This window comes from Dyadobacter sp. CY347 (assembly GCF_021502655.1).
In the GTDB taxonomy this organism is placed as follows: Bacteria; Bacteroidota; Bacteroidia; order Cytophagales; family Spirosomataceae; genus Dyadobacter.
This window is the reverse complement of record NZ_JAKFFT010000006.1, coordinates 51,856-70,878: the sequence shown is the minus strand read 5'-3', so window position 1 is coordinate 70,878 and position 19,023 is coordinate 51,856. Positions and strand designations below refer to the sequence as shown.

Annotated in this window: 16 protein-coding genes; 7 read left to right on the top strand and 9 right to left on the bottom strand. The window is 45.1% G+C overall.

Annotation, left to right across the window (positions count from 1 at the left end; all coding sequences use genetic code 11):
• Nucleotides 1–2 precede the first annotated feature (2 nt).
• The 4 genes from L0659_RS15290 to L0659_RS15275 all read left to right on the top strand — a co-directional run bounded on the left by L0659_RS15290 (nucleotide 3) and on the right by L0659_RS15275 (nucleotide 5,226).
• The gene (locus tag L0659_RS15290) at nucleotides 3–2,129 is read left to right on the top strand and encodes a helix-hairpin-helix domain-containing protein (protein ID WP_235127233.1); all 2,127 of its coding nucleotides are present in this window, start codon (nucleotides 3–5) and stop codon (nucleotides 2,127–2,129) included.
• A 59-nt stretch (nucleotides 2,130–2,188) separates the two neighbouring features.
• The gene (gene recQ, locus L0659_RS15285; protein ID WP_235127232.1) at nucleotides 2,189–4,339 is read left to right on the top strand and encodes a DNA helicase RecQ; all 2,151 of its coding nucleotides are present in this window, start codon (nucleotides 2,189–2,191) and stop codon (nucleotides 4,337–4,339) included.
• A 33-nt stretch (nucleotides 4,340–4,372) separates the two neighbouring features.
• Nucleotides 4,373–4,756, top strand: a complete 384-nt coding sequence (locus L0659_RS15280; protein ID WP_235127231.1) for a RidA family protein — start codon at nucleotides 4,373–4,375, stop codon at nucleotides 4,754–4,756.
• Nucleotides 4,757–4,908: 152 nt separating this feature from the next.
• On the top strand, nucleotides 4,909–5,226 hold the full coding sequence (locus L0659_RS15275) for a hypothetical protein (RefSeq protein WP_235127230.1): 318 nt from the start codon (nucleotides 4,909–4,911) through the stop codon (nucleotides 5,224–5,226).
• A 16-nt stretch (nucleotides 5,227–5,242) separates the two neighbouring features.
• Here the strand turns inward: L0659_RS15275 and L0659_RS15270 are convergent, their stop codons facing one another.
• The 5 genes from L0659_RS15270 to L0659_RS15250 form a co-directional block, all read right to left on the bottom strand.
• Nucleotides 5,243–9,025, bottom strand: a complete 3,783-nt coding sequence (locus L0659_RS15270; RefSeq protein ID WP_235127229.1) for an SNF2-related protein — start codon at nucleotides 9,023–9,025, stop codon at nucleotides 5,243–5,245.
• Between the two features lie 89 nt (nucleotides 9,026–9,114).
• Nucleotides 9,115–9,552: an NUDIX domain-containing protein gene (locus L0659_RS15265; protein ID WP_235127227.1), complete on the bottom strand. Its 438-nt coding sequence runs from the start codon at nucleotides 9,550–9,552 to the stop codon at nucleotides 9,115–9,117.
• A gap of 39 nt (nucleotides 9,553–9,591) precedes the next feature.
• Nucleotides 9,592–10,176 carry a D-sedoheptulose 7-phosphate isomerase gene (gene lpcA / locus L0659_RS15260; protein WP_235127226.1) on the bottom strand — a complete coding sequence of 195 codons (585 nt, stop codon included), beginning with the start codon at nucleotides 10,174–10,176 and terminating at the stop codon, nucleotides 9,592–9,594.
• Nucleotides 10,177–10,190: 14 nt separating this feature from the next.
• A complete protein-coding gene (gene mnmD / locus L0659_RS15255; RefSeq protein WP_235127224.1) occupies nucleotides 10,191–10,847 on the bottom strand; it encodes a tRNA (5-methylaminomethyl-2-thiouridine)(34)-methyltransferase MnmD in 657 nt (218 codons plus the stop codon).
• Nucleotides 10,848–10,886: 39 nt separating this feature from the next.
• Nucleotides 10,887–12,155: a pepsin/retropepsin-like aspartic protease family protein gene (locus tag L0659_RS15250; protein ID WP_235127222.1), complete on the bottom strand. Its 1,269-nt coding sequence runs from the start codon at nucleotides 12,153–12,155 to the stop codon at nucleotides 10,887–10,889.
• A 300-nt stretch (nucleotides 12,156–12,455) separates the two neighbouring features.
• On the opposite strand from L0659_RS15250, the gene tpiA reads away from it, so the two are divergent.
• Entirely contained in the window at nucleotides 12,456–13,217 is a 762-nt protein-coding gene (gene tpiA, locus L0659_RS15245; RefSeq protein ID WP_235127221.1) for a triose-phosphate isomerase, read from the top strand.
• A 5-nt stretch (nucleotides 13,218–13,222) separates the two neighbouring features.
• Here the strand turns inward: tpiA and L0659_RS15240 are convergent, their stop codons facing one another.
• The 4 genes from L0659_RS15240 to L0659_RS15225 all read right to left on the bottom strand — a co-directional run bounded on the left by L0659_RS15240 (nucleotide 13,223) and on the right by L0659_RS15225 (nucleotide 17,502).
• Entirely contained in the window at nucleotides 13,223–14,296 is a 1,074-nt protein-coding gene (locus L0659_RS15240) for an OmpA family protein (protein WP_235127219.1), read from the bottom strand.
• Between the two features lie 87 nt (nucleotides 14,297–14,383).
• Nucleotides 14,384–15,142, bottom strand: coding sequence for a DUF5672 family protein (locus L0659_RS15235; RefSeq protein WP_235127217.1), 759 nt, complete (start codon nucleotides 15,140–15,142; stop codon nucleotides 14,384–14,386).
• Nucleotides 15,143–15,156: 14 nt separating this feature from the next.
• On the bottom strand, nucleotides 15,157–16,134 hold the full coding sequence (locus L0659_RS15230; RefSeq protein WP_235127215.1) for a glycosyltransferase family 2 protein: 978 nt from the start codon (nucleotides 16,132–16,134) through the stop codon (nucleotides 15,157–15,159).
• 69 nt (nucleotides 16,135–16,203) lie between these two features.
• A complete protein-coding gene (locus L0659_RS15225) occupies nucleotides 16,204–17,502 on the bottom strand; it encodes a hypothetical protein (protein WP_235127214.1) in 1,299 nt (432 codons plus the stop codon).
• Nucleotides 17,503–17,597: 95 nt separating this feature from the next.
• On the opposite strand from L0659_RS15225, the gene L0659_RS15220 reads away from it, so the two are divergent.
• On the top strand, nucleotides 17,598–18,149 hold the full coding sequence (locus L0659_RS15220) for a hypothetical protein (RefSeq protein WP_235127213.1): 552 nt from the start codon (nucleotides 17,598–17,600) through the stop codon (nucleotides 18,147–18,149).
• Between the two features lie 23 nt (nucleotides 18,150–18,172).
• Nucleotides 18,173–18,961, top strand: coding sequence for a nicotinamidase (locus L0659_RS15215; RefSeq protein ID WP_235127212.1), 789 nt, complete (start codon nucleotides 18,173–18,175; stop codon nucleotides 18,959–18,961).
• Nucleotides 18,962–19,023: the final 62 nt, after the last annotated feature.

Genomic DNA, 19,023 nt, shown 5'->3' with positions numbered 1-19,023 from the left:
GTATGATTAAACAAACTACATTAACATACGCTTTTAAGTTGAAAATCCCGGATCGGGCGGTTCTGCCGTGTCTTGTCCTTGCGCTCATTTTTTTATTTAATACAAAAAACCTTTCCGCCCAGGAACCGCCGCGCAGGGAAATCGACATTGATGCTTTCATCCAGAACCTGATCGCCGATCCTTCCGAAGAGGCCGATTACAGCGAACTCTACGAATCGCTTTTCGCCTTATATGCCGATCCGATAGACATTAATAAAGCAACGCGTGACGAATTGGCGGCTTTAATGCTCCTTTCAGAAACACAGCTCAATTCTTTCATAAAGTACCGCGAACAGCTCGGCTCGCTCATTTCCCTTTACGAATTACAAGCCATCCCTGATTTCGATCTGGCCACGATTTATCGGTTACTGCCATTTGTTACGGTCCATTCGCGGACATTGTCCATTGCAGAATCGCTGAAAAATCCTTCGCAACATTTCCTGATCGTGCGCTCCGGTAAATTACTGGAAAAACCAAAAGGCTTCCTTCCCGCCGATTCCGGTTCGACGGCTTCCAGATATAACGGAAACCCACTTTGCGGATATTTGAAATACAGGAATTCCCGCGCCGGAGTTTATAGTTACGGCCTCGCTATGGAGAAAGATGCGGGCGAAGTGTGGTGGAACTGGAATGCAAAACGCCAAATTCTCGGCTCGGACTTCTCATCATTTCACGCACAGGTTATGAACCAGGGAAAGATCAAAAACCTGATCATCGGGGATTATCAAATGCAGGCTGGTCAAGGGCTTGTAATGGCCGCAGGATTTTCATTGGGCAAAGGTGCAGAGGTCATCAGCTCCACATACAGAAGCACATTGGGCTTAAAACCTTACACTTCTGCATTGGAATCCAACTTTTTCCGGGGAGCCGCAGCGACGTTTTCATTGTCAAAGCATTTTGAGCTAACCACTTTTTATTCCTATATCAAACGTGACGCAACTGTTGATGATGCAAAAGACGATCGTGAGCACATAGCCAGCTCCTTACCCGTCACCGGTTACCATCGGACAGCCAGCGAGCGCGACAAGCACAATAACTTTTTGGAACAAAATGTCGGGACGCATTTGCTCTTTAAGCTCCCTTCCAAAGCTGGCCAGCTTGGCTTCACATGGCTCAATACGGGTTATGACATTAGATTACAGAAGCGAAATGCGGCTTACAACCGCTATGAATTTTCCGGAAAACACAATCTTGTTGTTGGCCTGCATGGTGATTACCGGTGGCAGAACATTCATTTTTTCGGAGAAGCGGCGCGCTCGAAAAGCGGAGGCTACGGAGCCATAGCAGGCTTAATAGCAGCATTGGGTAAAAAGTTTGATCTCAGCTTGTTAGGCCGGCATTACGACCGCAATTTTCACACATTCTACGGAAATGCTATTGCCGAAGCCACGCGACCGATCAATGAAACCGGCGGTTATGCGGGCTTTCGTTACGGGCCCAACCGGCGCTGGAAGCTAAGTGCCTATTATGATTATTTCAAATTTCCCTGGCTGAAATACCTGGTCGATGCACCTTCAAAAGGCTATGATTATTATTTCCACATTCTCTGGAAGCCTAACAAGCGATTTAATGCTTATGCTTTATATCACCAGAAGAAAAAACAGCGCAATGCGCCGTCAGATAGCGAGAACGAAGACGGGCCTGTTTCCACAATCCGTAAAACGGCAACGATCAATGTTGAATATGAAAAGCCGCTCCGGTTTTCGCTGAAAACGCGCTTGCAGAGCGGCAATCTGGCCTATATAAAGATTTCAAAATCAAATGGTTTCACACTTTTGCAAGACGTAAGCTGGCAATTTCCCAGACTGGAACTGAGTGCGCGTATAGCGTATTTCAAAACCGATGACTATGACAGCCGCCAATATGTTTACGAAAAAGATATGCTTTACGCCTTCTCCATTCCGGCCTATTACGACGCCGGCACCCGACATTATCTCATGGCCAAGTATGCGGTGTCAAAAAATATGAAGCTGTGGCTCAGGTGGTCGCAGACGCGATACGCCAAGCTCGATAAAATCAGTTCAGGCCTTAATGAAATCCAAGGCGGCAAACGCAGCGAGTTGAAGGCCCAGGTAATGTATCAGTTTTGATCAAATGTTTTTGAATGCCCGTAATTAATCCCAAAATTTGACCTCTTTTTCAAGATCCAATGCAAGACAACAAACTAGAAGCACTAAAAAAATATTTTGGTTACGACTCCTTCCGCCCGCAGCAAGCCGAAATCATCGACACCGTTATGGCAGGCAAAGATTGCCTCGTCCTCATGCCCACCGGCGGCGGAAAATCAGTTTGTTTCCAAATTCCCGCCATACTCAAAGACGGCTTAACGGTTGTTATTTCACCATTGATCGCCTTGATGAAAGATCAGGTGGAAGCATTGCGTGGCAATGGTGTGAATGCAGCGTTTTTGAACTCATCATTATCTGGTGCTGAGCAGGATAGCGTGATGTGGCAAGCCAAAATAGGCGAACTGAAATTGCTATACATTGCCCCCGAACGGCTTTTCTCAGGAAATACATTTGACTTTTTGCGCGAGTGGAATGTAAAACTGTTTGCAGTAGACGAATCCCACTGTATTTCCTCCTGGGGCCACGACTTCCGCCCGGAATATCGGTCGTTGAATACATTAAAAATGCGCTTCCCGGACATTCCCGTGATTGCATTAACCGCCACCGCGGACCGGGTAACGCGGCGCGACATTCTGAAACAGCTGAACATTGAGTCTGCCCAAACATTTATCGCCAGCTTCGACCGGCCAAATCTGAACCTCAGCGTGCTTCCGGGCAGAAAGCGCATGCAGCAGATTCAAGAATTTTTGAAAAAACACGAAGGACAAGCCGGCATCATTTACTGTCTGAGCCGCAAAGGAACCGAAACCGTTGCCGCCAGCCTGAAAAACGCTGGTTTTAAAGCGGAATATTATCACGCAGGATTGGCGCCGGACAAGCGTTCACGCGTGCAGGAACAGTTTCTGAAAGACGACATCCAGGTCATTGTGGCCACGATTGCATTCGGGATGGGGATTGACAAATCTAATGTGCGCTGGGTTATACATTACAACTTGCCATCCAATGTGGAGAGCTTTTATCAGGAGATCGGTCGGGCCGGACGCGACGGTTCTGCTTCGGACACTGTGCTGTTTTACAGCTTCTTGGACATCATTACCAGGCAGGATATGATCAATAATTCGGATCAGTCGGCCGAGCAGAAGGAGCTTTTGCACGCCAAATTGAACCGGATGAAGCAATATGCGGAAGCGGATATTTGCCGGCGACGCATTTTATTGAGCTATTTTAATGAAGCTGTGGATTATGACTGCGGCAACTGCGACGTATGCCGAAACCCGAGAACCCGGTTCGACGCCACCGTCATCGCTCAAAAAGCGCTTTCCGGCATTGCCCGCACCGACCAGAAAGTGGCGATGGGTATGCTGATCGATATTTTGAGAGGCAGCCGCAACCGCAACATTCTGCAACACGGCTACGATAGGCTCCCCACTTTTGGTGTCGGTAACGAGCTTCGCGGCGAAGAATGGGCCGAATACATTGGCCAGCTGCTCAACTCCGGCGTAATGGACATTGCGTACGACGAAGCACATTCATTTAAGCTCAATCCGGTCAGTAAGCAGGTTTTGAAAGGTGAGCGGAAAGTGGAGCTGGTGAAATTTATTCCAATTTCCGAACGCAAAGCGAAGGAAGAGGAGCTTGTACCAAAGGAAAAACCGAAACAGGAAATTATCCGCGATGCACTGTTCGAAAGGCTGCGGATATTAAGAAAACAAATGGCCGACGCGCTGGGCGTGCCGCCATATGTGGTTTTCAGCGACGCGACGCTTTCGGAAATGGCGCAGAAAAAGCCAATTTCAGAAGCCCAGATGAAAGCTGTTTCAGGGATTGGTGCGGAGAAATTCCGTCGCTATGGTGAAACATTCATCAACGAAATCCTTGCCTTCGCCCGGGAAAATACAAAACCGGGAACCCGGGTAGTGAAGGGAATGACCTACGTCGAAACACTTGATTTGTATAAAGAAGGTTACTCTTTAAAAATAATTGCAGAAAAACGTGATCTGAGTACGGTCACGATTATTTCGCATTTGATAAAACTAAAAGAAGACGGTCACGACATCGACTTACACGCATTGATTGATAATCAGGCTTATAGCACCATTACCGAAGCTGCGGCAGAAATACAGGTTGGTAAAAATGATCCGCTGAAACCATTGTTTGAGCTTTTGAACGAGCAATTTGACTACGGACAGATACGCCTGGCACTTGCACTTTTCGAGGAATCACGAAATTAAGTTTTATCTTTACATGGTTATAACATTTACGCCATGTCAAGACAAAATATACTATCCGGTTCTCCATGGGAGGACAAAATGGGTTACTGCCGCGCGGTACGCATTGGTAACATTATAGAAGTTGCGGGCACAGTCGCCATCGTGGATGGAGAAAAAGTTAAGGCAGATGATGCTTTTGCCCAAACAAATAACATTATTGAAAGAATAGAAAAAGTGTTGCAAGAGGCCGGCGCTGCGTTAAGTGATGTTGTAAGGACACGTATTTTCACAACGGACATCAGCTTATTTGACGAAATAGCGAGAGCTCACGGCACTTATTTCAGGGATATCAAGCCTACTACGGGCATTTATGAGATCAGCAAACTGGTTTCTCCGGAATATCTTGTGGAGATAGAATTTACGGCTGTTGCACAATAGCTTATTAGTAAAGTTACAAAAAGCCTAAATTAAGTGATATGGGTTTTTTTGTACTTAAATAATTTTTCAAAGGTTACAACCATTTGGTGCGAAAATTGCTCTTTGTGTTGTAGTTGTCTGATAAGGACCCTTTAAAAATAGACATCTTGATTATGAAAAATAAACATACGTTGCTCATTGCCACCTTTTTACTAGGGCTTTGTGTATTACAGAAAGAGGCACGCTACAAGGCAATGACAGGTGGGACTGTGGAAAAAATGTACAATATTCCCTTAATAGATAGAAGTGGTGAACTGGCAAACGAGGAATTATCCAAAACAAGCCAGACGCAGGAGGTAACTATTTTATCAAAATCTGATTTATTTGATTTTACTTCCTTAGACAGCGCTTCGCAGTCGGTGAGTTCAGTGAAATTGATGAATAGCAACCTGCTCAATATTTCGTCGGGAACGAAAATGCTTAATAATTAAAAAGGCATTATGGAGCTTAACTGAAAAGCCCCATAATGTCTTCCTGACTAAGTTTTTTGATAAAGCCTGATTCTCCCCCTACCAGGTCTTCCGCAAGATCTTGCTTCCGCTGCTGAAGCAAAAGGATTTTCTCTTCAATAGTATCCTTACAAATCATTTTATAAGCAAACACTTTGCGCGTCTGACCGATCCTATGCGTCCGGTCGATGGCCTGGCGTTCTACTGCCGGGTTCCACCAGGGATCCACGAGGTAAACATAATCCGCTTCGGTGAGATTAAGGCCCACACCGCCTGCTTTAAGGCTCATTAAGAACACCCGGCAGGTCTGGTCATTCTGGAAACGGTTCACGCGACCAGCGCGGTCCACAGTTTGCCCGTCCAGGTATTCATAGGGAATGTTTACTTTTTCCAGATGCTTGCGGATCAGATCCAACATTCCCAGGAATTGACTGAAAATCAATATTTTATGATTGGACGCATTCTCTTCAATTTCCCTGACAATTTCTTCCAGCTTGGCAGATTCATTACCGAAATCCTCATCACCAGACAGGATCGAAGGCGAATCGCATATTTGTCTTAATTTCAAAAGAGCTTCCAGGATCAGGAAACTGCTTTTGTTAAGGCCTTCTGTGGCCAGCTTTTCAGCAATTTCCAATCTGTATTTTTCGCGGAATGTGTCGTAAACCTTACGTTGCTTCTGCCCCATTTCGCAGAACAAAATGGTTTCTGTCTTATCCGGCAAATCTGTCGCCACTTCCTCTTTGGTGCGTTTCAGCATAAATGGATAGACCAGCTTACGCAATTCTGCCGCCTTTTCTTTGTCCTGATATTTATCGATTGGTGTTGCATACTCACTTCGGAAAAAGTCCGCGTGGCCTAGCATGCCGGGATTCAGGAATTCAAATTGAGAATAAAGATCAAATGTATTGTTCTCCACTGGCGTTCCCGTCATAGTCAGGCGATTCTTCGCATGAAGCAGCCGTGAAGCTTTTGAAGTAAGGGAATCCGGATTTTTAATGGCTTGCGCTTCATCTAGCACAATGTAATTGAAATCGAACTTACGAAGCAGCTCCACATCACTGCGCATGGTGCCGTAAGTGGTGAGGATAATGTCGTATTCCCTAAAAAAATCAATGTCTTTCCGCCGGGCCATTCCCCTGTGAACATACAGGTTGAGGTCGGGAGTAAATTTAGCGGCTTCTGCTTGCCAGTTGAAAATCAGCGTGGTAGGAACTACGACAAGGTTCGTATTATTTGAATTCAGGTTTTTTTGCTGTTGCAGAAAGGTTAGCATTTGCAATGTTTTTCCCAAACCCATATCATCTGCCAGACAGCCGCCCCAGCCGAATTCATCCAGGAAATGGATCCATTTGTAACCTTCTTCCTGATATTGCCGTAACGTTGCATTCACATTTTCAGGCAATGCCACATTCGGAATTTGCTTGAAATTGAGGAGTTTTTGCTTTTTCTCGTAAAGCTCACGGAACACTTCTTCGTTATCCGTTTCCGAAACAAGCTCATCGATCAGCGAGAAATGGATTTTAGACAAATGTATCTTTTCACCATTCACACGGCCAAATTGCAGCAATGGTTCCAGCTTACTGATCCATTCGTCAGGCAAAACGCCCAACGAACCATCCTGCAACTGCACGTAGTTCTGCTTTTTCAGCAATGCTTTTTTCGCGTCCGCCAATGAAACCCGCTGATCGCCAAAAGTGATTTCAACGGTCATATCAAACCAGTCGATTCCCGATGAAGCATTCACTTTTACTGTTCCGCGGTTCGGATTGAAGCGCATTTTTTTCAGGTCTTTGAAACCCAAAAGTTCATATTTCTTCTTGCCGACAGCTTCTACGAAACTGAAAAGCCATCCTCCTTTCATTACCTGATCCAACGGAACATAAAAGAATGGCTGCCCTGTTTGGTTCGCAAAAGCCGGATTCAGCGATTTAACCCATTCCCAAACTGCATTTTCAGCAGCCAGGTCGCGTTCCAGCATGGTGATTTTGTTATCTTCAAAACCCGTTTTGCTCCGGCGCTGGTCGTGCATGAAGGTTACTTCCGAGCCTTCTTCGTTTTCATCTTTATATACAAAAGACGGCACGATGAGCAGGTTAGCATCATCTTCTTTGAGATAAATGCGTGGTTTATCAAACGTCAACGGACGCGTTAGCACTTCGTGGCGCGTCTGGAAAATGACGTCAAACTGCTCGGCAACCGGAATGATCCAGTCCTTTAAAAATTCGTCCGAATAATCCTTCTTAACCCGGATTTTATAGCCCGTCTGGCCCAGGTAAGCGACCATTTCGGCCTCGCTGATGCCTGCCCAGCGGAAAAGTGTTTTATCATTATGGATTCCCAGCCAGAAACTATCCAGCGAAACCACTTTTTGAAGTTCCAAAGGACTTCCGGCAGTTAGCTCTACATAAGGATTTAATGTAATAAACTCCTTATCCTCAGTAAGAACGAAGAAAAGCTTTACAGGCTCCCGGTGTAAATCCAGTTGTGTGAGCTGGTTGTTGCTGGTCACATAATCACCGTCTGCGAGATAGACGCGCTCCGGATCCAGGTCATTGAAAATCCTGTTCAAATGCTTCCCAACGTAATTTCTGGCCTCGTAACGCTGCTCGGAACTTACATCATCAAAGTGCAGATAAGCATTGTAAGCCCAGCCTTGTTTGCGGATGAATTTTTGTAAACCCTCTTCCCAGTGCTTCGCGATGCGCACAAGCCGCGCGTCCGCATCGGTCAGGACGGGAATTTCATCCGCTGAATAATAGTGGCTTGAACCGCCGGCAATGTTGCGGATATTGGTGATCTTCTCCGATTTTGAACTGTATTTGACCGAAAAAACACCGAAACCAATGTCCAGCAAATGATTTTTTCCTTTTGGCCAAAAAACAAAAATGGAGATCCGGTCTTCCTCGTCCTGCTGGCTGTCCGCCGAAACGCTGAAAGTAACATTTTGAGCCGGTAGAATTCGGTCTCTTAATGTCTGCCAATCCTGGTAAACACCCACTTTCTGCAATGCAGGATCTGATTTGATCAGGTAAAGGCCGCCATCTTCGTCCAGCTTGAATTCGAACTTTCCTTTAATGTCATCTTCGAGGGAATAGCCATATTCGGCCAGCAGATTATTTTTCTCAACCGTCAGATCACGCATCACTTCGAATGCGCGTTCGCCCAATTCTTCGCGCAGTTTGAGCAATGCAGCCAGTTTGTGCTGACATAGCGGAACCCAAAGTTGCTGGTTACACGTGCAGGAAGTATGAATTTGCTTGGTGCTTTTGATCCGCTGAAAATCAACCGTAAAATCTTGGTCGTTTTCACGCACAATACATTGTGCTTCACCCTCTTTGGCGGAAACAATGGTCACATTCTGGATCGATTCCCTGTTTTTCCAGGTGTCTTCCAGGACCAGATTTCTTAATTGAAGTTCTTTGATCTCGCCGAGCTCAATGACCGTGCTGCTCATTTCATGAACAACCTGCTTAATGGTCGGCATTTTATCCAGAATGTAGAGAATTCCGGCCACGCGGTGCTTGCAAAGGCCATTCTTATCCGGGCAGGAACACTCGGTGGTGATCTGCGGCGTAAGAAAATCCCGGATATATATTTGGTAAAATTGAATAGAATAGTCGCTCTTGACCTTAAATTCGGCATTACCCGGACCGTTATAGTCGAGCTTGGAAACTTTTAATCCCCCGCTGCTATAAATGGAACGCCCTCTTGACAATACATCCTTCTCCGTCCGTCTTAATAAGAAGTTGGATAATTTCTCCTTCTTTTCATTTTCCATTTACCCTGCTGCCATTTAAAATGCAAAAGTACGCTATGTTTCTCTTTTATAGAAACGAAGAGAAAATATAGGGAAAATCTGAAATCCGATTATTTGATATAAGGCTGGTCAATAACGCCTATGTGACCCGATGGAGTTAACATTGTAGCAAAGTCCTGGATTTGCTTTCCAACATTTGGGTATAGTAAATTTTTGTCCAAATCCTCGATTGGCAGCCAAACGAGTTCCTGTGCCGTTGTTTCGGCCGGATTTAATGTTGGTTTCCCTGTTATTTTTGTGTGAAAAACGATATGCAGCGTTTCTTTTTGAACTTCCTCCCATATCACTTCCCCGCAAATTATCATTTCATTAATATCTGACATCACCCCTAATTCCTCATTTAATTCCCGACTAAGCGCTGCGTTAAGGCTCTCACCAGGATCAGGATTTCCACCGGGCAGTGCATAAACATCCTGATCTCCATAGCAATAACGCAAAGTAAGGATGTGACTATCTTTTAAAATAATGGCAGAAGGACGTACATTCATTTCAATTGGGGATTGGTGTGCAAGGATAATATAGCCTAATTATTCCTGCAAAACCATTTTTTCAATCAAAAGCATGAAAATATGGATCACCTTAATGTGGATTTCCTGAATGCGGTCGGCGTAGCCAAAGTGCGGGACGCGGATTTCAATGTCGGCTGCTCCGGCCAGTTTCCCGCCATCTTTTCCCGACATAATGATCACTTTCATCCCCTTCGCCCTTGCTGCCTCGACGGCTTTGATAATGTTGGCCGAATTGCCGCTGGTGCTTAGTCCAAAAAGCACGTCGCCTGGCTGCCCCAAGCCTTCAATAAATCTTGAAAACACATATTCATAACCATAATCATTGCTCACGCAGCTCAAATGACTCACATCGGAAATGGCGATCGCTGGCAGGGAACGGCGGTTATCCCTGTAACGGCCGGTAAGTTCTTCGGCAAAATGCATGGCGTCGCAATGTGAGCCGCCGTTTCCGCAGGAAATGATCTTTCCATTGGCAAGAATTGCATCGGACATCAAACGCGCCGCATTTTCTATTTTTTCAATTTGTATCGGATCATTCAAAAACTGGTCTAAAACCGTTTGTGCTTCTTTTAATTCCTGGCTAATAATGCTTTGATAATCCATTTCTAGTGAGATTTTTAAATTTTTATTGCTTTCAAAACGTGTGTTTTACGCCCCGGTCCCTTGTGCCGTTGTACTTCAAAACCGGCTGCCCGTAATGCACGTTTCACAATTCCTTTGGAAGAGTACGTTACCAATACGCCGCCCTGGCGCGTTTGGGCTGCTATTTGCGAAAATATTTCGGCAGTCCACAGTTCCGGCTGCGCTCTCGGATCGAATGCATCGTAGTAAATAACATCAAACTTTTCGGTTGTTATAAAATCTTCGAGCCGCAAATGCTCTTTTCGCAATGTAAGGTTTTCGGAAAGTGCACAATCGGCGGACCAGGGACAGTCGTGCAGCTCCATGAAGCCGGAGTGGCCGGTTAATGCTGCGTAATTCAAAGAAAAAGCCTCATCCCGCGTAACGGGAAAGGCTTCAACTGCGACGTAGTAAATATTTTTTTGAAGTAAATCGGCCAGTTTCCAGGTTAGGAAAGCATTTAATCCTGTTCCGAAACCCATTTCAAAAACCCGGATCGTTGTCTCCGCTCTTTCGAGCAACGGACGCAGGCCCAGATTGATATAAATGTGCTCTGCTTCAACAAGCGCACCTTGTAATGAATGATATTGCTGATTGTACTCTGGACTATACAGCGAATGTGAACCGTCTTCGGTTACGATGAGGCGTTCCAAGTTAAGCCGCGTATTTGATTAATTTGGCTTAAAAGTAAACTAAATCATTCTTTTCAGGGTAATTTGGGTAAAGAAAATGTCCCCTTTGCGTTTCACCAGCAAGTCGATATTCCTGCCGTCCCCGCGCTGCAACAGTTTGTAAATTTCACTCACATTCATGTCGGAAGCAGAATGGTCGTCGATGAACAGCAATTGATCGCCTTCCAAAAGCCCGGCTTTCAATGCTGGCGAATCGTCGGCAATGTGGTTAACAATGTAAGAACGCAGGTCGATGCCCTCCGCACGGATCTCCATCCCGCTCATATCGTGCTCAAATTTCTCGCGCATCCGGCTTTTTACCGGTTTAAGCACCATATAGCTTTGCGAATAATTCATGGTTACCTTAAAACGGCGCAACAACTCGCAGCCAATGTTCCCCTGGCGAGATTGTCCCGCGCGAAGTTTGGAGCCAAATGAAATGCTATCCGGAAACGACGCCACAATGTTGTCCATCGTGTACTTGCCCAGCCTTAACCGATCAATCCGGCCCAGATTGCCATTGATCACACCATTCAAGCCACGTCCCAACTGCGCCCGGATCACCTTTTCAGGAAGTCTGAATGATTCCTTGGGCGTATTGTTGAGCAGCAGTGCATGTCCCGCACCTGTATCGATCAAAACACGGATCGGGTGTTCGCGACCGTCGGCAAAAAGCGTTACGGCGTCTGTAAATGGCTTGGTATCTTCAATGATCAGCGGGTGCTTATCGCCTTTTCTGGTCTTGTAGCGATATTTATCGGGGCGCATTAATATCAGTTCCTTCTTCGAAAAATCAATCGTAACCACAAAATTGTTGAAGATTTCGTAGCCGAAAATCCCATGAACGGGCACACCGACATATTCAGAAAGCCTCAAAAAATCGTCTTCCAGCACTACAATGTTCTGGTGATTGGCTTTGAGGCGGCCCATTGAAAATTTATTGTCGATAGCAACGTGCGCGGAAATGCTTTTGCCTTCGCCGGCACCGGTCAGGTTCACTTTTCTCGTTAGCCGGAGCTTGTCCGGTTTCAGGATGTGGGGATCAGTGATAATAATGGAGCTTACTCCCGTGTCCAAAATGAAGCGGAGCGAATCGGTTTCGTTGATCTTTGCATACAAAAGGATCAGGTTTGAATGCAGTTCAAAAGGGATGCGGGTGGATTTGTGATTTTTATCTAGAAAGTAGCCATACTTTTCCTCTGAAACGGGGAGTACATCTTCTGTTTTAGCAAATGATATGCTGTTCGTAAAAAGTATAATCGCTACAACTAACCACTTAGACGTTTTCATCGTGGCCTCCTTTTTCTTTAAATTCTAAGTTCTGAACTCCGGTATTAACATTAGAAACACGTTGATTATAAATGGCTTAACTCTGTCTTTATTATCCTCTGTGTACAGTAAGTGCCGTAAACGACGCTATCGGTTATCTAAGTAAATTTAGTGCATTTTATCTCAATTAAACACAAAAAATTCTTTATATGTGCAAAGTTTTTGTGATTTTTCAGAACATTGCTTCATAATAATGTAAATGAGGAAATTATGGTAATTTTGTTGCGTTAAAAGGCGTTTTTTCACAATAAAAATTTTCTCATGCGAAAAAAAATTGTTGCAGGTAACTGGAAGATGAACAAGGTTCTGGATGAAGCAGTTGCGCTGACTTCGGAACTCGTAAATATGGCTAATGATGAGGTTCAAAGTGATGTAAAAGTGATCCTTTGCCCTCCTTCTATTTATCTTACTACTATCAAAAAATATCTGGAAAGCGCACCGAATTTTGCCCTGGCTGCACAAAACTGTTCAGACAAGGTCTCGGGTGCATATACGGGAGAGATTTCTGCGCAAATGTTGCAGTCGATCGGTGTGGAATATGTGCTGATCGGGCACAGCGAGCGCCGTCAATATTTCAATGAAAGCAATGCTGTTTTGGCTGAAAAAGTGAATACAGCTTTGGCTAACGGCGTTTCACCGATTTTCTGCTGCGGCGAGTCATTAGATCAGCGTCAGAATGAAGATTACATTGGTTTTGTAAAAAACCAGATTACGGAAAGTCTTTTCCATCTTTCGGAGGAACAATTGCTTTCGGTGATCATTGCTTATGAACCAATCTGGGCGATCGGGACGGGCTTAACGGCTTCTGCGGAACAGGCACAGGAAATGCATGCGGCTTTACGTCAGCACCTTGCATCTAAATATGGGGCAGATGTTGCTGAGGAGATTTCAATCCTTTACGGTGGAAGTGTTACAGCGGCCAGCGCTCCTGAATTATTCAGCTCCCCGGACATCGACGGCGGCCTTGTTGGCGGCGCATCCTTGAAATCCAGGGAGTTTACAAACATTATCAAGGCGAGATAAGCACATTACATTTGGGTTACTACAAATTCAACCCTTCTGTTTTTGCTGCGTTCAACTTCGGAGGTGCCTTTTGCCAATGGGCGGGTGCCTCCGTAGCCTTTCGCTTCGATCCGTTCGGCAGCAATGCCTTTTTCAATTAAATAGCTCCGCACCGACTCTGCCCGTTTTCTGGACAGATCCAGGTTTTTGTCAAAATCACCCACATTATCCGTGTGCCCTTCCACCCTGATCCTGATACTTTCACTTTCTTTCAGCAAGTCGACCAGCGTGTTAAGCTCTTCGTATGACTCGGGAAGCAAATCCACTTTTGAGGTTTCAAAATAGACATTAGGCAAACTAATCGTCTCGCCCACAGCGACTTTACCCGCTTTCAGCTTATTCAATGCACTTTCTGATTTTTCAGCTTCAATTGGCTGTTCAGCTTCAACCGGCTTTTCGGCTTCGGCAGGCTTTTCAACTGGCTTCGGTTTTTCGGCAACTTTTGGTTTGGCTGCCGGTGCTGGCTGAACCGGCTTTTTTAATGGTTTATCTGCCTTTGCAGTGGTTTGCGGCGTTTTCGCATCTTTTTTCAATGGGTTTTTAATGTGTATCCCATAAAAATTCCACGTCTGGCCGCCGCCTGTGCTCCGACCTTCGTAAAAATCAAAAACTTCAATTCCCGGATCCAGTCGCTCAAAATAAGCCACAAAATTGACCGTATCGCCCGGCATTATTTCCTTTCCGCCCGAGGTTGGAATGTTATCAGCCCTGATGAATTTGAACTTTACATCTATTTCACCCGGCTTATATAACCTGGTCTCTGGATCGAGCCAGATGGATCCTGCACTAGGCTGTTGAAATTGTTGCTGCTGTTGCCGGGGAATAGGAAAAGGAAGATTGCGCGGCATTACCTGAGTGGATCTTTTTTCAACGAACCGAAAATGAATGATCGTCTGCTCGTCCGTAAGCTCCACACGCTTAATTTTCACATATGGCACAGACTGCTCCTCAACCTTCGGGTTATTCGTAATCTGTGCAAAACCCGGACTGAATGAAAATACAATGGCAATCGCTCCTGCCAAAAGCACTTTGAAATTCATGACATTACATTTTTAACTTTTTAAAACTCACTGCAAGAACGTCCTAACATTCCTGATAGTTTGTTAAAATTTGTTAAACAATGTAACCTATTGATTTTCAGAAATAAAAGTGGACCAGAATTGCGGATCATAACGCTCCCAGGCGTGGCATCCGAAGGGCAGTTTACGCTGCGTGATCTCATAAGTGGCAGCCGGGCTTTTCTCAAAAGCAAAACCCAACGCTTCATGCCAGGAAGGAAGTTTCAAAAATAATTTCATAGGGATCAACCGCGTTGCCTCCTGCGAAAAAAGCATATCCTCATTCCCTAGCCAAGCTGGATAAACCGCATTATAGATCTTCAAATAGCGGATAATGGCCGGAATACGCCTTAACGACAGCCCGCCGTTAAACACGACGCGGTGGGTTGAGAGTGCATCCGCAAATTGCTGGTAAGATTCTGCCTGTAAAGCGTCGAGCTCGGGCATGTGCAGCGACGGAGCTCCTACGTAATCAAAACCTTTTGCACACCATTCTAAAAGTGAATCCTGGAAAACGTAAGCGTCTAGCTGATAGATCAGTATGTATTCGTAGGAAAGAAATTTTTTGTAAAAATCAATGGAGATCATTAATCGGTTATAGGCTGCAATGTCTTTGAAAAATGCGTCATCGAAGCTGATTAGCTCAATGTTCGGGTATACCTCTGTTACAGCATTCAAATCCAGGCTTTCCGGCTTTACGATCTTGATGGGATATTTTCCCAAAACCTTCATGCATTGCTTCAATGACAGCTTTTCATTCTCATTCATCGCCGATTTATAAACCGGAATGACGACCGCAACGGAGGATTTTGATTTGCTTGATTTCACTATAACCTGATCTTTTATTCGAATAAATCGCCCATCGCCGGCAACCACCAATCTTTGCTGCTGAAACGATAATGTCCCTGAATGATGTGGCCTACAACTGTGGGAAGACGTAAAAGCCGGTTATCCGGCAATGCTGCGCGTTTGAAAAAATGCTTTTGTGCGAGATCCAGCTTCATTAATTTTTCCTGCGGCACAAATGGAAGCGCTTGCAACAGCCTGTACATGCCGAGCAGTTTCTCACCTTTTTCTTTTAATGGGATTAATTTCTTGTTGCGGTCGCGTTTCAGCCGGTCTTTGAGCTGGACTTTATCCACTTTATTCCCAAAACCAACTTGCTGGCTGGCATGGATGCGATAGTAAATCAGCGTTTCGGGAATGAAATCAATTTTGCCTTCGAGGCTCAGCACCATAGCCATCCAGGCGTCGTGAATGAGGTCGGGGACATTGGTGGGAAATGGCATTAGCCTCGCCAGACTCGATTTTCTGATGGCTAAGGTGGCGCCTGTGACAATAAAACCAGTAAACAGGATTTCATGCGCCTGGCCATTTTTCCACTTATCCTGCTTTTTAAAATCAAATTCAATTTCCTCCCAGATTGTGCTGCCGACGGTCTTTGAATCGTCATCCATTTTCATGGCGTCGCAAAAAACCGCGTCTTTATCGGGATGTGCATTCAGGTAATCTGCCTGCTTTTGAACGCGATCGGGCCGCCATTTATCGTCCTGATCGCATAGGAAAATGAGGTCTCCGGTGCATAGGGAAAGGCATTTCTCGAAATTTTTGGTGGAGCCCAGGTTCGTTTCATTAATATGAATGTGAACCGGGAAAGCACTTTCTGCGGCAAAAGATTTGATAATTTCAATGGTATTATCTTTCGACCTGTCATCACAAACAACCAACTCATCAACCGGCAGTGTCTGATCAGCAATGCTCTTCAACTGCTCGGACAAATATTTTGCCCCGTTGTAAGTACACAAAGCCACTGAAATCATAAAAATCTGCAAATGAATTTAAAAACGCTGCAAGTTAGCAGTCAATTTACACTATCCACAACTGCAACCTCAATTTGGAACGGTTTCAGTTTCCCGGAATTCATTTAACTCCGGAATCCGAACCACTTTATGGTCAATGGCCCATTTCAGTGACTCAGAGGCAGGTTTTGCTTCATTAAAGTGAATAAGGCGCGTTTCAGGATCACTCTCCCAGGCAATCACTCTTTGAACCAGATCTTTATTCATTTCCCGCAGTGCCTTCCGGTTCTGAAAAAAAACAACTCCCCAAAGCAGCACGCCCGCCCAGGCTAGCAACCGCAAATGCCTGATCCGCAATATTTTAAGATCCAGAAAAATAAGCATCAGGATCACGGGAATGGTCGCCGTGAAAAACATATAGCGCGGCGCCACACCACCACCGGACTGATATTCAAACCTTGAAACAGAAATGATGAAACCGGTAAGAATGGGCATGGAGAGCATGCAATACAACAGCGGGTTTCGACGCGGGTAACCTTTGAAAAACAACCATATCCAGACAAACAGAACGGTTGTTCCGATAATCATGCAGATATAAATGTTGATATAATCATTCGCTCCGGGGTTAATGTAAACGAAGCTTCCCAGAAAAGTCAGGAGCAGACTTTTCATCCAATCGATGTTGAAAGGAATGTCGCGTTTGACAACGACCTGCGCGCCGAGTACAAATGTGATCCATAGCAACACAGCAGAAATCCCAGTCCAGGCAAACAGTTGAGGCCATTTCTTTTGAACCAAAAGCATAAATGCGCCCAAAAGCAAGCCCAGAAACCCGTTTCCAAAAGAAAACACAGCAATAATTACGGCAAGGACTGCCAGAAAAAAATACCTGCTTTTGATGGTTTGCGATTTGTTAAGCAGATAAAAGCTTAGAAAACAGAAAAGAAAAACCGCATAATGCTGACTTCCGGCCCAGTAGTAAAATGAAACCTGCCAAAACGCCAGACTGAACAAAAATACCGAAGCAAAAAGGATGCTTTCGGCATATAGCAGCCTGTTTTCGTTCATAATGACCAACATTAAAACGAAGAATCCGATCAGCATCAGGTTTTGAAAAAACACAAGATTGGCAAAATCAACCTGGTGAAAAATGCTGAAATAGGCAGCCGCGGCGAGCCTTGTGATGATGATCCTATGCTCATTATGTCTTCCAAACAGGATTTCAACTTTTCCTTTTGCTGTATAATCGTCAAAAAAGATGCGTTTGATGAATCCTATGGTCGTGTCGTAGTCGTCGAAAGAAGGGATGTTGAGCGTGTTCGTGAAAAGCGTCACGCAGAAGACCAAAAAGATAGCAATGCTCAAACCGATAGAAAGATATTTAGGCATATCTGATATTTTTGTCAAAAGCGAAGGAATATAGAGCTTATTAAAGTTAATTCCGTATTCGCAGATTGTAAATTTAAGGATGTTAAACCTACTTTATGGCATTACCCGATCAACTTAAAAAGGCGATTATCCAGATGCCGGCCAAAGAAAAGGATAAGCTGCTGCTGAGGCTGATCACCAAAGATAAAACGCTTGCCGACCGGCTGCATTTCGAATTGATCGAAGACAGCGCCACAATTCCGGAACGGCGGGAGGAAATTATCGGCCGCATTACTAGGACTTCGAAGTCAAACCAAAATACGCCTGGCTGGGTGCTCATGGACATGCGCAACCTGAGCGGCGACATTGCTTATCATGTGAAAGTTACCAAGGATAAAATTGGCAGCATTGAGCTTAACCTGTTCTTAATGAACACATTCATGGAAGAATATGCCAATATTTTAAAAACTTATTCTTCCCGTGCAGACACTTGTGCATTATATCTGGCCAAAAAGGCACAGGTTATTTTGAATGCATTCAACAAGCTCGACGAGGATTACCGCGTAGACTACATGAAGGATACCAACCGAATGCTGGCCTCGCTTTACACGCTTTGCTCCAAAATGTACGCACGGCAGATGGAAATCCCCAAAGAACTGGAAAGCTGATTGGCCTAAAAAATCTTCTTGAAATGAAAAAAACAGCCTTGTTGCTCATTGATGCCCAATTTGATTTTTGTAACCCAAAAGGCGCGCTTTACGTCCCGGGTGCCGAAACGGACGTGGAAAGAATTGCCAGACTGATTGCATTGGAAGGCGAAAAGATCGACAGCATTTTTGTCACGCTGGACACGCATAAGGTGCTGGACATTGCGCATCCGCTGTTTTGGGAAGATGCCAATGGCAACACCGTGGCGCCATTTACCCTGATTACCGCTGCAAATGTAAAATCAGGAAAGTGGACCCCGCGCTATGACCGCGATTATGTGATCCGATATCTGGAAACATTGGAAGCCGAAGGTGAATTCAAACATTTCATCTGGCCGGAACATTGCCTCATCGGTTCCAAAGGCGCAGCGCTGGACGACACCATTATGGAAGCATTGCTCGCCTGGACGCACAGAACGGGCCGGGATTATAAAGCAATAATTAAAGGAACAAACCCCTTAACCGAGCATTTTGGCGTTTTTCGCGCGCAAGTTCCGGTTGCTAATGCACCGGAAACGGAGTTGGATCAGGGGTTTTTAAATGATCTTTCAGCATTCGACCAAATACTGGTTGCTGGCGAAGCACGTTCACATTGCGTGGCGACGAGCATTAACCAGATCCTGAAATACGCGCCGGAACTGGCATCCAAAGTGACTATTTTGAGCGACTGCATGTCCGATGTTACCAACTGGGGGCATCTGGCCGATCCGATTTTTGAGGAAGCGGAGCAAAAGGGAATGACTTTTTTGAAGGCAAATGCAGTCCAGTTGTAATAAGGCTGTATCAGAAGATTCTGCTCCGAAATGCCAAACTAAATAAATGTACTTTTGGTTAG

What these genes read in the sequence shown, in the direction of transcription:
- recQ (WP_235127232.1), top strand. Translation starts at nt 2,189, where the DNA reads ATGCAAGACAACAAACTAGAAGCACTAAAAAAATATTTTGGTTACGAC.
- L0659_RS15215 (WP_235127212.1), top strand. Translation starts at nt 18,173, where the DNA reads ATGAAAAAAACAGCCTTGTTGCTCATTGATGCCCAATTTGATTTTTGT.
- lpcA (WP_235127226.1), bottom strand. Translation starts at nt 10,176, where the DNA reads ATGGATTATCAAAGCATTATTAGCCAGGAATTAAAAGAAGCACAAACG.
- L0659_RS15220 (WP_235127213.1), top strand. Translation starts at nt 17,598, where the DNA reads ATGGCATTACCCGATCAACTTAAAAAGGCGATTATCCAGATGCCGGCC.
- L0659_RS15265 (WP_235127227.1), bottom strand. Translation starts at nt 9,552, where the DNA reads ATGAATGTACGTCCTTCTGCCATTATTTTAAAAGATAGTCACATCCTT.
- L0659_RS15240 (WP_235127219.1), bottom strand. Translation starts at nt 14,296, where the DNA reads ATGAATTTCAAAGTGCTTTTGGCAGGAGCGATTGCCATTGTATTTTCA.
- L0659_RS15275 (WP_235127230.1), top strand. Translation starts at nt 4,909, where the DNA reads ATGAAAAATAAACATACGTTGCTCATTGCCACCTTTTTACTAGGGCTT.
- L0659_RS15230 (WP_235127215.1), bottom strand. Translation starts at nt 16,134, where the DNA reads ATGATTTCAGTGGCTTTGTGTACTTACAACGGGGCAAAATATTTGTCC.
- L0659_RS15225 (WP_235127214.1), bottom strand. Translation starts at nt 17,502, where the DNA reads ATGCCTAAATATCTTTCTATCGGTTTGAGCATTGCTATCTTTTTGGTC.
- tpiA (WP_235127221.1), top strand. Translation starts at nt 12,456, where the DNA reads ATGCGAAAAAAAATTGTTGCAGGTAACTGGAAGATGAACAAGGTTCTG.
- L0659_RS15280 (WP_235127231.1), top strand. Translation starts at nt 4,373, where the DNA reads ATGTCAAGACAAAATATACTATCCGGTTCTCCATGGGAGGACAAAATG.
- L0659_RS15290 (WP_235127233.1), top strand. Translation starts at nt 3, where the DNA reads ATGATTAAACAAACTACATTAACATACGCTTTTAAGTTGAAAATCCCG.
- L0659_RS15250 (WP_235127222.1), bottom strand. Translation starts at nt 12,155, where the DNA reads ATGAAAACGTCTAAGTGGTTAGTTGTAGCGATTATACTTTTTACGAAC.
- L0659_RS15270 (WP_235127229.1), bottom strand. Translation starts at nt 9,025, where the DNA reads ATGGAAAATGAAAAGAAGGAGAAATTATCCAACTTCTTATTAAGACGG.